15 protein-coding genes are annotated in these 15,325 nt (G+C 34.9%); 11 read left to right on the top strand and 4 right to left on the bottom strand.

Translation table 11 applies throughout. From position 1 onward, the window contains the following. Positions 1–87: 87 nt before the first annotated feature. From porG to murI, 6 genes are all read left to right on the top strand, one after another. On the top strand, positions 88–777 hold the full coding sequence (gene porG, locus ACODST_RS17500) for a type IX secretion system protein PorG (RefSeq protein WP_488933393.1): 690 nt from the start codon (positions 88–90) through the stop codon (positions 775–777). A 5-nt stretch (positions 778–782) separates the two neighbouring features. Beyond that, on the top strand, positions 783–1,523 hold the full coding sequence (gene uppS / locus ACODST_RS17495) for an undecaprenyl pyrophosphate synthase (RefSeq protein ID WP_488933392.1): 741 nt from the start codon (positions 783–785) through the stop codon (positions 1,521–1,523). After that, complete coding sequence (bamA, locus tag ACODST_RS17490; RefSeq protein ID WP_488933391.1) at positions 1,456–4,212, top strand: outer membrane protein assembly factor BamA; 2,757 nt, start codon at positions 1,456–1,458, stop codon at positions 4,210–4,212. The genes uppS and bamA overlap by 68 nt, the downstream gene beginning before the upstream one ends. Before the next feature lie 45 nt (positions 4,213–4,257). Continuing rightward, a complete protein-coding gene (locus ACODST_RS17485; protein ID WP_488933390.1) occupies positions 4,258–5,298 on the top strand; it encodes an OmpH/Skp family outer membrane protein in 1,041 nt (346 codons plus the stop codon). Between the two features lie 14 nt (positions 5,299–5,312). Continuing rightward, complete coding sequence (locus ACODST_RS17480) at positions 5,313–5,816, top strand: OmpH/Skp family outer membrane protein (protein WP_488933389.1); 504 nt, start codon at positions 5,313–5,315, stop codon at positions 5,814–5,816. A gap of 151 nt (positions 5,817–5,967) precedes the next feature. Continuing rightward, entirely contained in the window at positions 5,968–6,744 is a 777-nt protein-coding gene (gene murI, locus ACODST_RS17475) for a glutamate racemase (RefSeq protein WP_488933388.1), read from the top strand. A gap of 7 nt (positions 6,745–6,751) precedes the next feature. On the opposite strand, the gene bamG is transcribed toward murI, so the two are convergent. After that, a complete protein-coding gene (gene bamG / locus ACODST_RS17470; protein ID WP_488933387.1) occupies positions 6,752–7,990 on the bottom strand; it encodes a BamG family beta-barrel-assembly machinery protein in 1,239 nt (412 codons plus the stop codon). Further along, a complete protein-coding gene (locus ACODST_RS17465) occupies positions 7,990–9,315 on the bottom strand; it encodes a DUF4270 family protein (RefSeq protein WP_488933386.1) in 1,326 nt (441 codons plus the stop codon). Before ACODST_RS17465 ends, bamG begins: the two co-directional genes overlap by 1 nt. 311 nt (positions 9,316–9,626) lie before the next feature. Between ACODST_RS17465 and ACODST_RS17460 the strand changes: the two genes are divergently transcribed. The 5 genes from ACODST_RS17460 (at position 9,627) to ACODST_RS17440 (ending at position 13,704) form a co-directional block, all read left to right on the top strand. Continuing rightward, positions 9,627–10,388, top strand: a complete 762-nt coding sequence (locus tag ACODST_RS17460) for a DUF6268 family outer membrane beta-barrel protein (RefSeq protein WP_488933385.1) — start codon at positions 9,627–9,629, stop codon at positions 10,386–10,388. Between the two features lie 15 nt (positions 10,389–10,403). After that, a complete protein-coding gene (locus ACODST_RS17455) occupies positions 10,404–11,411 on the top strand; it encodes a Kelch repeat-containing protein (protein WP_488933384.1) in 1,008 nt (335 codons plus the stop codon). Then, positions 11,398–11,730 (top strand): DUF4907 domain-containing protein, encoded by a 333-nt coding sequence (locus tag ACODST_RS17450; RefSeq protein ID WP_488933383.1) that lies wholly within the window; start codon positions 11,398–11,400, stop codon positions 11,728–11,730. Before ACODST_RS17455 ends, ACODST_RS17450 begins: the two co-directional genes overlap by 14 nt. Next, positions 11,731–12,840, top strand: a complete 1,110-nt coding sequence (locus ACODST_RS17445) for a sensor histidine kinase (RefSeq protein WP_488933382.1) — start codon at positions 11,731–11,733, stop codon at positions 12,838–12,840. Positions 12,841–12,981: 141 nt separating this feature from the next. Further along, positions 12,982–13,704, top strand: coding sequence for a LytR/AlgR family response regulator transcription factor (locus ACODST_RS17440; protein ID WP_488933381.1), 723 nt, complete (start codon positions 12,982–12,984; stop codon positions 13,702–13,704). 100 nt (positions 13,705–13,804) lie between these two features. Here ACODST_RS17440 and ACODST_RS17435 read toward each other — a convergent pair whose 3' ends face one another. Continuing rightward, a complete protein-coding gene (locus tag ACODST_RS17435; protein WP_488933380.1) occupies positions 13,805–14,323 on the bottom strand; it encodes a gamma carbonic anhydrase family protein in 519 nt (172 codons plus the stop codon). A gap of 9 nt (positions 14,324–14,332) precedes the next feature. Then, positions 14,333–15,322, bottom strand: a complete 990-nt coding sequence (locus tag ACODST_RS17430) for a PorP/SprF family type IX secretion system membrane protein (protein ID WP_488933379.1) — start codon at positions 15,320–15,322, stop codon at positions 14,333–14,335. Positions 15,323–15,325: the final 3 nt, after the last annotated feature.

Raw genomic sequence — 15,325 nt, 5'->3', positions numbered from 1 at the left:
AAGGTAAATTGAAAAAAAAGCACATTTAACTAAAGGAACGTTGATTCGTATCGATAATTATTATATTTGCACGCAATTTTGAATTAAATGAAGAAAATTTTTAATTTATTGTTATGTTTTTTCCCTTTTATAACACTAAACGCTCAGATAAACGAGCTTGGTGTTTTTATTGGCGGAAGTAACTTTGTGGGTGATGTGGGAAGTACAACTTACATTAACCCAAACAAGCTGGCCTTAGGTGTTTTGTATAAATGGAACAGGAGCCCAAGACACTCTTACCGTTTTTCTTATACTCAGTCTACTATTACCGGAAACGATTTTGACTCAGAAGAGGCCGGAAGAAACAGACGCGGATATCGTTTCAAAAATGATCTGAAAGAATTCTCGGCTGGTTTAGAATTCAATTTTTTCGATTTCAATCTACACGATTATCATACAAAAGTTACTCCTTATATATATTCTGGTTTGAGCTTTTTTCTTTATGACGGATTATACCGCTACAGAAATAACCTCAATGTAACTCATAAAGTGAATTCAAATTCCATAGCCATTCCGATGACGTTAGGAATAAAATCGAATGTAACGCCCAATTTTGTAATAGGAGCCGAAGTGGGAGCCAGATATACTTTTACCGACAATATTGACGGGAGCAATCCTGACACCAGCAATACAACCGTTCTGAAATTTGGAAATTTAAATAATAATGACTGGTATGTGTTTTCGGGTATTACTTTAACCTATACCTTTGGACAAAAACCCTGCTACTGCGCACAATAATAACAATGAATTTACTAGACTCTATAGATCAATCGAATTTACCTAAACATCTGGCCATTATTATGGACGGAAACGGACGATGGGCCAAACAACAAGGTTTCCTGAGAGCTTTTGGTCATGAAAACGGCACAAAATCTGTAAAAAAAACAATTACAGCCTGTGCACAATTAGGTATCGAATATTTAACCCTTTATGCTTTTTCAACAGAAAACTGGAACCGTCCAAAACTGGAAGTAGAAGCTTTAATGAAAATATTGATTAATTCGTTAAAAAAAGAGCTGGTAACCCTTCAGGAAAACAACATCAGACTTAATGCTATCGGGAATCTTGAAAAATTGCCAAAAACAGCACAAAAAGAACTTTTAGACGTTATTGAAAAAACAAAAAGCAATACAAGGTTAACCTTAACACTGGCTTTAAGTTACGGATCCAGAGAGGAATTAGTAAGCGCTGTGAAGGTAATTAGTGATAAAGTTAAAAATAATATAATTTCAATAGACACTATTGACGATTTAATTATAAATGAGCATCTTTACACGCAAAATTTACCTGACGTAGATTTATTAATACGAACAAGTGGAGAACATAGAATAAGTAATTTTCTGTTATGGCAGATCGCCTATGCGGAATTGTATTTTACTGATGTCTTGTGGCCAGACTTTAAAGATCAAGATTTATATGAGGCTATTATTAGTTATCAAAAAAGAGAACGCAGATTTGGAAAAACCAGTGAACAAATTAAATAATTTCTTAGTGTTACAAAAAAGAATACCACAAATAATCTGTACCCTTTTACTATTGGGTAGTTTTTCACAAGTTAAAGCACAGGACAGAGTTCCTTTTGATCAGGGAAAAAAATACATACTGGGCAAAGTTTCTGTTGTTGGTAAAATAAGCTTCAATGAACAAACCGTTGTTACTTTCTCCGGCCTTCAGAAAGGGCAGGAAATAACCGTTCCTGGTGAAGAAATCAGCGGGGCTATTAAAAAATTAGGAAAACTTGGTCTGTTTGACGAGATTGCCTTTTATATTAACAGAGTCGAAAACGACAGTATTTATCTGGATTTAAATATTGTGGAACTTCCTAAATTAAACGACGTTAAGATAACTGGTGTTAAGAAAAGTAAAGTAGAAGGATTAATAAAGGATAACAATTTAACCAAAAATAAAATTGTAAACGAAAACCTGATTACAACGACTAAAAACTATATTGAAAACAAATATAAAAAAGACGGTTTTTACAACACTAAAGTAGTCATTACCACTACACCGGATACCACTGCTGGTAATCAGGTAAATATGCTGGTAAGGGTAGATAAAGGCGACAAAGTTAAAATCAGTAAAATTGAATTTACAGGAAACAAACAGCTTTCAGGAAGCCAGTTAAGATCAGCGATGAAAGACACGAAACAGAAAAACATACTTCGTGTTTTCAAAGCTTCCAAATTTATTCCGGAAAAATATAAAACTGATTTAGAGAAGGTTATCGCCGCTTATAAAGAAAAAGGATACCGTGATGCCCGTATTATTTATGACTCTGTTACTTATAACAAAGAAAAAAATATGCTTGCCATCAAAATAGATGTTGAAGAAGGAAATAAATACTACTTTGGTAACATCAAATTCTTAGGAAATACGGTTTACTCAGACCAGCAGTTAAACCGTTACTTAGGCATCAAAAAAGGAGAAACTTATAACGGAGTTTTACTTGAAAAAAGAATTGCTGACAACTCTAAACCAGATGGTGAGGATATTACCAATCTTTATCAAAATAACGGTTATTTATTCTCTAAAATCAATGCTGTAGAGGTAAAAACGGTTAATGACACTATCGATTTTGAGATTAGAATTACAGAAGGCCCTATCGCCTATTTCAATAAAATATATGTTACCGGAAACGATAAAACAAATGACCACGTAATTTACCGTGAGTTAAGAACTAAACCAGGAAACAAATACAGCAAGGAAGAACTGGTTAGAACCATTCGTGAGATTGGACAGTTAGGATTCTTTGATCCGGAAGCTATTAAACCGGAATTTAGAAATGTGGACCCTGCAGCCGGAACTGTTGACATCGAATATCAATTAGTAGAAAAAGGATCCAGCCAGGTTGAACTTCAGGGAGGTTACGGAGGCGGAGGTTTCATTGGAACCTTAGGTTTATCTTTCAACAATTTCTCGGCCAGAAAATTATTTGACAAAGAAGCCTACAAACCTCTTCCTATGGGAGACGGACAAAAAGTAGCGCTTCGTTTACAGGGAAGTACTTATTTCCAAACCTATAGTTTATCATTCTCTGAACCATGGTTTGGCGGTAAAAAACCGGTACAATTCAGCTCTTCTATTTCGTATAGTAAACAGTTCAACTACAATTATACTACCAGAACAGCAGATAAAAGCCAAAGTTTTAATATTTTTACCGTTCAGGTTGGTTTAGCAAAACGTCTTACGGTGCCAGATGACTACTTCGTATTATCACAGTCGGTAAGTTATCAGCATTATGATTTGAATAATTATTACACAGGATTGTTTACCTTTGGTAACGGAGCATCAAGAAACCTTGCTTATACAATTGGAATTTCCAGAAGTAATAAAGGGGTTAACCCAATATTCCCGACCTATGGTTCTGAGTTCAGTCTTTCGGCAAAAGTGACTCCTCCTTATTCTTTATTCAACGGAATAAACTATGGAGACCTGGGGAACCAGAAAGAATATAAAATGCAGAATACCGGAGCAGCTTATACAGGCGGAGACAGTAACCCTGTAAATACCGGAGATTATACGAAGACTGTAAACGGGCAAACTGTAAGTGTAGGGTCTGATTACCAGAGTGCCGATGCAGATCCGGCAAAAGTAGATCAGAAAAAATACAATTGGTTAGAATATTATAAAGTTAAATTTAAAGCAGACTGGTATACCAAGATTTATGGTAAATTAGTTTTAAGAACCTTAACAGAATTTGGTTTCTTAGGAGCTTATGATCAGGCAAGAGGAGTGGTTCCATTTGAACGTTTCTATCTTGGAGGTGACGGTATGGCCAACTACTCTATGGATGGTAGAGAAACTATTCAGTTAAGAGGATATCCAAACAACTCACTAACACCAATAATTGAAGATAAAACGAGTTCCCGATACGGACAACAGACCGGAGCTACTATTTATAATAAATTCTCAATGGAATTACGTTATCCAATTACGTTAAAAGCATCTGCCTCTATTTATGCTTTAACATTCTTAGAAGCGGGTTCTTCTTATGACGGGTTTAAAAATTACAATCCATTTGACCTGAGCCGTTCTGCCGGTGCCGGTTTACGTGTATTCATGCCAGCATTTGGATTATTAGGAATTGACTTTGGATATGGTTTTGATGCGCTTCCGGGCACTACAAAACCTAATGGATGGGAAACTCATTTCATCATTGGACAACAATTTTAGAAATAAAACGTTTTTTGGTTAAAAATCTTCAAATAAAGTAATGTTATGAGAAAACAATTTTTATTTATATTTTTAGCCTTGATTGTAGCTAATACAAGTCAGGCACAAGGCAAGACTACCAGAATTGGTTACATTGATATGGAGTATATCCTTGAAAATGTTTCTGACTATAAAGAGGCCAAATCTCAGCTGGAGCTTAAAGCCCAAAAGTGGAAACAGGAAATTGAAGCTAAAAAATTAAATATAAATTCTCTTAAAGAAAGTCTTAAGACCGAAAAAGCTTTATTGACCAAAGAGTTAATTGAAGAAAGAGAAACAGAAATTAAATTTCTGGAAAATGAAATGATGGACTATCAGCAGAAACAATTTGGAGCTGATGGAAATTTAATGAGACAGAAAGCAGCTCTGGCAAAACCTATACAGGATCAGGTTTTTACTGCCGTTCAGGATATTGCCGAAGCTAAAAACTATGATTTCATTTTTGATAAATCAGCAGATTTAACCATGCTGTTTAGTAATAAAAGGTTTGATATCAGCGATCAGGTGCTGCGTGTTTTAAACCGAACAGAGAAAAGAGAGCAATTGACTAAAAAGCAATTGAAAGAGCAGGAAGCTAAAGAAAACCGTGAAAACGAAATGGATGAAAATCCGGCCATGGCAGAGCGTCAAAAAGCATTAGATGAAAGAAAAGCAGCCAGGGAAAAACTTATTGAAGACAGAAGATTAGAGCAGGAAGCCAAGAAGAAAGAATACGACGACAGAAGAAAAGCGTTACAGGCAGAAAGAGATGCTAAAAAAAATGGCACGGTTTCTGAAACTGCCAAAACAACTGAAGCCACTGCCAAAACAACAGAAACTTCAAAAACAGCAGCTGAATCAGCTAAAACGACAAACGAGACAGCTAAACCTGCTGCTGCAACAGAAACTGAAACTCCTGTGGTAGACAAAGCTGCTGAAAGACAAAAGCTGTATGAGCAGCGTAAAAAAGAACTGGAAGAAAGAAGAAAAAAGATACTCGAAGAACGAGAAGCGGCTAAAAAAGCAAAAGAAGCCGAAACACAAAAAACAAATACGACCAATAATTAATTAATATTTTAAAAATGATGAAACAAATCAAAACTTTACTTATTGCTGCAATTCTAGTATTAGGAGCAAGTAACACAATGAACGCACAGGCTAAGGTTGCCCATGTTGATGTTAGTGAGATTATGTCGAAAATGCCTGCTATGCTTGATGCTCAAAATCAACTGCAAAAATTAAGTGGTACATATGATGCTGAATACAAAAAAATGGTTGACGAATATCAAACTAAAATCAAAAAGTACGAAGCTGAAGCTACTACAGTTACTGAAGCTGTAAACACAGACCGTTCTAAAGAAGTTCAGGATATGCAAAAAAGAATTGTGGATTACAGAGATAATGCACAAAAAGAATTACAGCAAAAAGAAACTGACATTGTAAAACCTCTAATGGAAAAAGTAAGAGCTTCTATCCAAAAAATTGGAAAAACTAAAGGTTTCCAGTACATCTTAGATGGTTCTACTCTTTTATTAGCTGATGGTCCAAACATTACAGCTGATGTTAAAAAAGATTTAGGATTCTAAAAAACGAATTCTTTCCTATCAGAGCTGCTCAAATTTTAAAATTTGAGCAGTTTTTTTTTTTACGTTTATTTAAAAATAAAACGAGTATTATATCGTAGTTTTATAGTAAATTCAAATATAATTTTGTCTCAAAAAACATTAATTTTGCACCATGACAAACAATAATCCTATAGGCGTTTTTGATTCCGGCATTGGAGGAACCTCCATCTGGAAAGCCATTCATGATCTTCTTCCTAACGAAAAAACTATTTATCTGGCCGACAGCAAAAATGCGCCTTATGGTCAAAAAACAAAAGAGGAAATTGTTGTATTGAGCAAAAAAAACGTTGAATTTCTACTGGATCATAATTGCAAATTAATTGTGGTTGCCTGCAATACCGCCACAACAAATGCTATTCGCGAACTCCGCAAAGATTATGATATCCCGTTTATAGGAATTGAACCAGCAATCAAACCGGCAGCCAATAATTCTAAAACACAGGTTATCGGCATACTGGCTACCAAAGGAACATTGAACAGTGAATTATTCAATAAAACAGCTGAAATGTTCCAGCACACCACTATTATTGAACAGGTTGGTCATGGCTTAGTTCAATTAATTGAAGACGGGAATTTAAATTCACCGGAGATGACTCAGTTATTAGAATCTTATCTGCAGCCTATGATTGATGCTAATATCGATTATCTGGTTTTGGGATGCAGCCATTACCCCTACTTAATTCCGCAGATCAAAAAAATACTTCCGGAACATATCCAGATAATTGATTCAGGAGAAGCAGTTGCCAGACAAACGCAGAACGTCCTGCGTGAAAAAGTGGGTTTTACAACGGCACAAAAAAGCGAGCCCGAATTTTATGTAAACTCAAATCCGGCCGTTTTAAAATCTATTCTGGAAAACCAATATCCCGTAATCCAAAAAGACTTTTAGAGAAGGACTATTCAAACTTACGTTTAACAAACCAGATTCCGTCTAATGATAAATTAAGAGATATCTTATGATAGTTTTCTTTAATTAAATCATTGGTAATCCTTCCTTTTTGACCATACGAATAGGAAATATTAAGTGAAGAAAAAGTATTTTCGATAGGCAGATTAATTCCCACAGAAACAGATGCATTCTGCACCCTTTTACCATCAACTTCCAAATATCCCGTATCAAAGTTAGCTCCTGCGGAATATTGCACCCTGTCCCAGTATTTTCGAAAATTCTTTTTTTCATTAAAATAAATAAACCCAAGAGCAAACCGGTCCTGATTTACAAATTCGCCATACGAATCAGATTGACGCGTATCTTTCCATAAACTTTTTTCATAATCAAGCGTAACATTTAATGTCTTATTAAAATGTTTACTAAGACCTATTCCTATTTCCAGAGGCATATAATAGTCATCGACATCAGACTTTACATTCGTCTCAATTAATGAAGTAACCTCATCCGAAATTGTTTCCACCGACTGTACTTTTGATCCTTTTATTTGTGCCGGTAATTTAATGGTTGTTCCTATAGTAAAGGTCGAGTCAATTTTATACTGAGAACCTACTGTTGCACGAACTCCGCTATAATCTGTTTTTTTATTAATCAGAGAAATTGAATTCATTACCACATAAGCCCTTTCATCTTTAATATTTCCAAACAATAAAGCAGCAGAAGCTCCAACAGTCAGTTTTTTACCAAAACGATAGCCATACGAAAAATCAAAATTGTTTAGTCCTCCGGAACCTGCAGCGGTAAGAGTATATGATTCTCCGCTGTCCAGAATAGGCAGAACAAGGTTAGAGATTTTATAAGAAGCACTTGAATACGGTCTGAGCGCTACACTAAATGCTGATTTTTTGGTTACAGGAAAAGCAAAAGCCAGATGCGAGAACTGAAAGTTATTACGTTTTTCAGATCTGGAAGAACTTCTGTAAGTAGTTTCAATAGCTTTACCTCCCACATCAAGCATAAAGTGATTGAGCGGCATAAAACCCAATGAAGCGGGATTCAGATTATTAATAAAAGTCCCCGAAGCCAAAGCAATTCCCGAAGATCCAATAGACGGAATTACACCAAAATCAGAATCATACAAACTTCCTACCCCGTACAATGAATAGGGTGAACTCGAAATACTCTGTGAGAACGAAGTCAGCGACATTAAAATGAAGCAGCTTAAATAAACTATTCTATTTTTCATTAATAAGATACGTAATAAATTTTAATTTGAATTTTATTGTCTGCATGTTTTTGATCTCCTAAAACAAGTCTGTCAACTGCTTTAGAAATACTGGGCAGGGTCAATATCAGGGAAGACCTGGAATCGGCTGTTTTCAGCATTTCCTTTTGCAGGAAATAACCAATTGGAATGGTATACCCTATATTTTCATTAAACTCATCGCTTTTCTTATTCAAAATACCGTACACAGTACTTCCCGCAGAATTAGACAAAGAACCGCTGATCCTGTTTAAATTATCTCCAATATAAATTCTTAAAGAATCGGCTAAAGGATATTTCTCCGAATAAGAATTATTAACCGGTTTTACAAAAAGCTGCGCATCTACTATAGCGCCATTATCTGCGATATTCCTGAGCTGTTTAATATTAGGAAAATCAATTCGGCAGGCCACTCCGGTTCCGGACTGAATAAAGCCCTGCTTATTCGTTAAAGTACTCGAAAGTTTACTTGTTGAAACAGGAAGGTTCTGAAGAAGGGTTCCCGTTTTATCAGAAGAAATTGAATTGAATTGTTTGGATACATCTAAGATCGAAAAATCGAGCTGATAGGAATTCTCATCTTCCCCCTGATATTTCGAATAATAAAGCCTGACCTTACTCGTTGAAACATTAAAACCTGTAATACTCGAAGAATTGGATTCAGAAGGTATCAGGACAAGTCCTTTTAAATATTCCGTAAAACTATCAAAATCGGTTATCTCCCTTTTCTTGATCTTTTGAAAAATGGCTTCTCCAAATTCTGCGCTCATTTTAATATTGATAGAATCTTTGCCTACAGGACGGGGTTTATACGAAATTGATCCTAGACTTTCGTCACTGTAAGTTAATGTTGAATTATTATAAAAATTAGAGTCATCAGTATTGGGTTTCACTTTCTTGGTTAGACGGTGAATATCAAATTTCTGTACCTGCGTGGTATCTCCATAATAATAATTATCATATTTTAAAATCATTGAGATAGAATCAAAAACAAAATTAGTCGCTTCTGTATCTGATCCACTGTTATTTAAAGCATAAGTACTGGAAGACAGCTGAAAATAACTGTTTGATTTTACTTTCCCAAAAATCGGATCATCATAATTCCCTATCAAAATCCGGCTTTGACCTGAAGTTACCAGCGAGTCAAAATTTATTGTTGACAGCTCTACTGTTAAAGTGTCGATCATTACAACCTTATTACTTAAAGCCAGATAATCAGACCCCACGACAAACTCACCTGCATCACTATCAGTACCGCATGAAAACAAAGTCAGAGCAAAAAACAGTAATAATAAAATCTTACGCATAATAATTTTTTTGAGCAAATATAAAATGCACTGCCCTGCACTTCACCATAACATATACTATCATGGTTTTTTCGACTATCAATGGCAAAAAAACATCTACAACAGATCAACCTGAAAGAATATTTCATTCACCTGAAAAAAGCACCATTTTGTCTATCAAAAAAAGGCATACATATATATTCTTTTTTTTAAAAGCTCCTCCCGCCTACTTTTGAACCAATAAATAAGTAATGAAAATAAGGTTTATAATTTGTTCCATTTTTTTAGTGTCATGTATGCACATAAAAGCTCAGGAGAGTTTTTCAGTAAACATGAATTTAAAAACAGAGCGCACTGATAAAATTGATTTTATTGAAACTGGTGTCGGAATTCTGTTCAGTAAAAAAGTAAGTTCAAAAGGCCGCTTTAGCAATACATTAGAATATTCGAATCTGAATGTAAATTATGATTTAGGCCTTTATGAACCAGAACAGAATACAGAGCGTTTACAGCAGATTCAAAACAAACTTACATTTTCACAGGAAATCGGTCATTCAGCAAATTTGAATTTTACCCTTACACCAACAATTAATTTTCAGGAAAATCTAAGTATTTCTGATTTGACATTTTTAGGAAGCTTTGAAATAATGCAGCAATTAAATTCAGAAGTAAGTATACACCTTGGAGTCAGCCGTACCCCTGTTTTTGGAAATCCAAAAATACTTCCAACTGCCTCTGTTAACTATAGAGCCAGTGAAAAAGTGAACTTTTTGGTTGGTTTCCCCAATTCGGCTCTTTCCTATTCTAATAACATTAGAAACAAGTTCTTTTTAAACAACAGTTTCAACGGAAATTTTTACAATCTAAACACCGCTGACAATTTAAACAATAGTATTTCAAGGGCCGTATTATCGCAAATGACCACCTCATTTGAGTACGAAAGAAATGTTGACAAAAACTGGTTCTTACATTTTAAAGCCGGTTATGACTTTGATAAAAAATACAAACTAACAGATAGTAACAATCATACCCTTTACGATTTTAATACCGGCAATGGATATGTTTTAGGAATTGGGATCAAATACAAACAATAAATAAATTTAAACACTATGAATAATTTAAAAAAAGGAATATTATTCGCTACCCTGCTTTCCGGCTTATTTTTTATAAGCTGCAGTAACGACGATGACGATGATGATTTAGTAGGAAACTGGATTAAGAAATCAGCGTTCGACGGTCCTGCAAGATCTAGTGCAACAAGTTTTGTAATTGGAGATTATGCGTATGTAGCAACCGGTTATACGGGAGACGAATATTTAAAAGATTTATGGGCTTACAATTCAAACGGAGATTACTGGGAACAGAAAGCAACTCTTCCGGGAGTAGGAAGAAGTTCTGCATCAAGTTTTGCCCTGAATGACAAAGGATATGTAGGACTTGGTTACGACGGAACCAATAAGCTAAAAGATTTTTACCAGTATGATCCTGTAAATAACAGCTGGGCGCAAAAAGCCGACTTTGGAGGAACAGGCCGCTACGGTGCTGTAGGCTTTCAGGCTGGCGGGAAAGCGTATTTTGGAACAGGTTACGACGGGAATTATCTAAAAGATTTTTACCAGTATGATGATCAGGCCAATACCTGGACGCTTGTTAATGGATTTAGCGGTAATAAACGACGTAATGCTACTGTATTTGTAATTTCAGATAAAGCTTATTTAGCAACCGGAATCAACAATGGTGTTTATCAGGAAGATTTCTGGGAATTTGATCCTTCGACTGATGTCTGGACCAGAAAAAGAGATATTGATAAAGATACTGATGATGATTATTCATGGAATGATGATTACGCTATTACAAGATCAAATGCGTCGAGCTTTTCAATGAACGGATTAGGATATATTGTAGGGGGAGAAAATATAAAAACCTGCTGGGAGTATAATCCTTCAACTGATCTTTGGGAAGAAAAAACGCCTATGGAAGGAGCAACCCGAACAGATGCTGTTGGATTTGCCATTAACAATCGTGGTTTTTATATGCTGGGAAGAATTGGTTCTTCTTATTACGATGATGCCTGGGAATTCAGACCACAAGATGAACAAAGCGATGATGACAATTAAAATTACACCTTTCTTCCGGGCTGAAATCCGGAAGAATTTACTGCTTTTATTTCTCGTTCTGCAAATAGTCTCCTGCACCAAAAAAGAAGCGCTGCAAACAGAATCATTCAAAACAAATTCAGGCTGGGGATATACCGTTTCCTATAAAGGGAAAATGATCATTAAACAATCTGTTATTCCCGTTATTAACGACAGTAAAAGTTTTGCCACAGAAGAAGACGCTTTAAAAACAGCTGATTTGGTAGTTGAAAAACTCAAACAGCACTTATCGCCAACGGTAACCAAAAATGAATTAATTTTATTAAAAATAAAATTATAAATGAAGATAGATACCATTAAAAATACGAGTTCAAATAAAATACTGTTCCATTTTATGATCTGGCTTTTCTTTATTCTGACTTCTCTGATTCAGTTTTATGAAAGTCCTTTCAGGATCAGCAATGATTTCTATGTGCAATGGGCAACAGGAATTGCTCTTTTTTATCTGAATTATTTTTATCTGGTACCTGCTTTACTTTTACAAAAAAAATACTGGCAGTATTGTCTTTTTGCTTTTGCCATTATCGTTTTATTTATGGCAATCAGGATTAACTATTTTATTCCTGAATTCAGACACCTGAGGCCTGAAAATACAATTCCGGCCAGAATGATACCGAGAGATCCTAATTTTTTTCCCAGAGGAAGACATTTCAGGGTCGAAATGAGACAGCCGCTTTTCTTTAAAATAGGCCCGTCGTTTTTTTATATTTTAATACTTACTATTAGTGCGATTATCAGAACCCTTACGGAGTTTTATAATAATCAGCAGAATAAATTAATAGCCGAAACCCACAGAACAAATACAGAATTGATTTATCTGCGTAAACAAACCAATCCGCACTTTTTATTCAATTCTTTAAACAGTATTTATTCTCTGGCACATAAGAAATCTGATTTGGTTCCTGATGCCATCGTGACCTTGTCTGAATTAATGCGCTATATGCTCTACGAAACAGACAACAAAACGGTGGCTTTAGAGAAAGAAATAAACTATATTCAGAACTATATCGAACTGCAAAAACTCAGACTTAACAATATTGAAGACATTGTAATAAACGTTCATGGAGACACCCGGAATAAGTTTATTGAACCTTTACTTTTAATCTCTTTTGTTGAAAATGCCTTTAAATACGGAACAGACTATAAAGGAGCAGCTCATGTAAAAATTAAAATTTTCATTTCAGAAAACAATCTGGATTTCTGGATCGAAAATACAATCGAAAACTACGAGAAAGACCCTGACAACTCTGGTATCGGACTTGTAAATATTCAAAATCGTCTGGATTTACTTTACCCCAATGCGCACGAACTGACTATTAAACAGGACAATCAGTTTTATCGTGTTCATTTAAACCTGAAATTAGACGAAATTAAAACTACTGTAAACTAAATATTTATAAGGCATTTTAACATTGAAATAAAAATTATAATTTTGTCTCAGTGTATTTTTTTATGATAATTTTAAAACTTAATTCATTGGTTTAAAACTACTTTTGACTGCCAAAACAATTTAAAACTTAATTTCCAACAGATGAAATGTGTAATTATAGATGATGAACCTTTAGCAGTCGAATTATTAGAAGATTTTGTCAAAAAAGTAGATTCTCTCGAATTGGTCAGCACTTTCAATAATGCAATTGATGCCATCTCTTTTATAAATCAAAACAACATTGATTTAATTTTTCTGGATATTCAAATGCCGCATTTTTCCGGTATCGATTTTATAAATACTATCGAGAAAAAACCTTTGATCATTTTCACTACCGCTTATTCTGATTATGCTGTAGAAGGTTTTAATCTGGGCGCAGTAGATTACCTTGTAAAACCAATTCCGTTTCATCGTTTTTTAAAATCAGTTGTAAGGGCACAGCAGATTACCAATCCGGCCGCGCAGACGCAGACACAGGCTGTTCCCGAAACCGCTCCTGCCGCCGAAATCGAACAGGATTTTATGTTTGTAAGGGCTGAATATGAAAATGTAAAGCTGAATTTCTCCGATATTTTGTTTATCGAAGGCCTAAAGGATTATGTGAAAATTTACACTACAGACAACAAATTTACACTTACCCTGATTAGTTTAATAAAGCTGGAAAACTTACTTTCAAGCAAAGGGTTTTCAAGAATTCACAGATCGTATATCATCAATATAAAACATGTGAAGTCGATACAGAAAAATAAAGTTTTAATAAGCGATAAACGAATCCCCATAAGTGAAAGCTATAAGAATGCTTTCTTTGAAAAAATCAATTTATAACTTTATAAATTCCAAAAAAACAAATTCCAGATTCCAAAAGAGTCAGAAACCTTTTGAAATCTGGAATTTGTTTTTCCGGGCTTTTGAAAAATTTACTTGGCTAATCTTCGTTTTTCAACCAGCCGGAATACATGACGTAATTGTTCGAAATGCGTTCGATCTCACCCGCAAAATCAGACTGATCAATATCTTTCACTTTCTTAGCTGGAACACCGGCATAAATACTTCCGGAAGCAACCACAGTGTTTTGTGTTAAAACGGCTCCGGCCGCAATAATCGAATTACTTTCTATAACACAATTATCCATTACAATAGCTCCCATTCCTATCAAAACATTATCATGTACTGTGCAGCCATGCACAATAGCATTGTGTCCTATCGAAACATTATTCCCTATTATAGTGGGATGTTTCTGATACGTACAGTGAATTACCGCCCCATCCTGAATATTGACTTTGTTTCCAATTTTAATAAAATGAACATCGCCTCTCACCACAGCATTAAACCATACGCTGCAGGAAGTTCCAAAAGTAACATCTCCAATAATTGCAGCATTTTCTGCCACATAACAATCCTCCGGAATAACAGGAGACTTACCGTTTACTGATTTAATAAGCATAACAAATTTTTAATTAATTGCAGGACAATTACAATCGTAACGTTCCTTTCTACAGAATAAATCAATTCCTAAAGTAATCTGGTGATAACCGCCGGTATCGAACTTTACATTTCCTGTAACCTGTGAATACGTATAAGCAAACATAAAATTTTTAAAATTTACTCCTACTATAGGGGTAAAATACTGCAGTTTCTGAGATGAAATGCCGCTTCCCGAACTATATTGGGCTCCGTCAAAACTTCTTCTGTACGACAATGCTGCCCATAAACTTCCAAAATCCATGTTTTTATAGGCTTTCATATTCAGGTCAATCGATTTTTGTTTCGTCTGATCAAACAACTGAAATAAAACTGAAGGCTCCCAGGTAATTTTCTCTCTTTTTCCAAACACATATCCTGCACTAAAAAGAAATTTTCGCAGATTATCACTTTCATAATCCGTGTATAATTGTCTTCTCGTTTCTAAAACTCCCTGAACAGTGGCGTGAGCATAAAAATCCAGATAATTATAAGAAGCTCCAATATCCATATTGAAATACGAATCTTTTTGAATAGAACCGAAAATAACAGGATCAAATGTGTTTCCAAACTTAGTTTCGTCTAACTGACTCTGAATCAAACCGCCGCTGATACCAAAAGAAAGCTGATTTAAATCAATTTCATCCCTTGAAAACATAATATGATGAGCATACGTAAGTTTTACTCCTTTTTGTGAATGATATCCGTTTTTGTCATTAAAAACAATGATTCCCGCTCCGGAACGCTCTCCTACTCTTCCATTAAAACTTAAAGTTTGAAGTGAAGGAGCATCTTCTTGTTCAAACCACTGCTTTCTGGCCGTTAATCTAATTTTTGCACAATTTGCCGCTCCTGCCATCGAAGGATGAATCAGGTAGTAATTATCAGACAGATAATCCGAGTAAACCGGAAGTCCTTCCTGTGAATAAGCAAATAATGTGGTAATTAAAAAAACAAATAAATATTTGATTTTTAATTTCATGAT

This window comes from Flavobacterium sp. FG19 (assembly GCF_057809475.1).
Note: the sequence above shows the minus strand (reverse complement) of the source record. Positions and strands in the feature narration are given on the sequence as shown.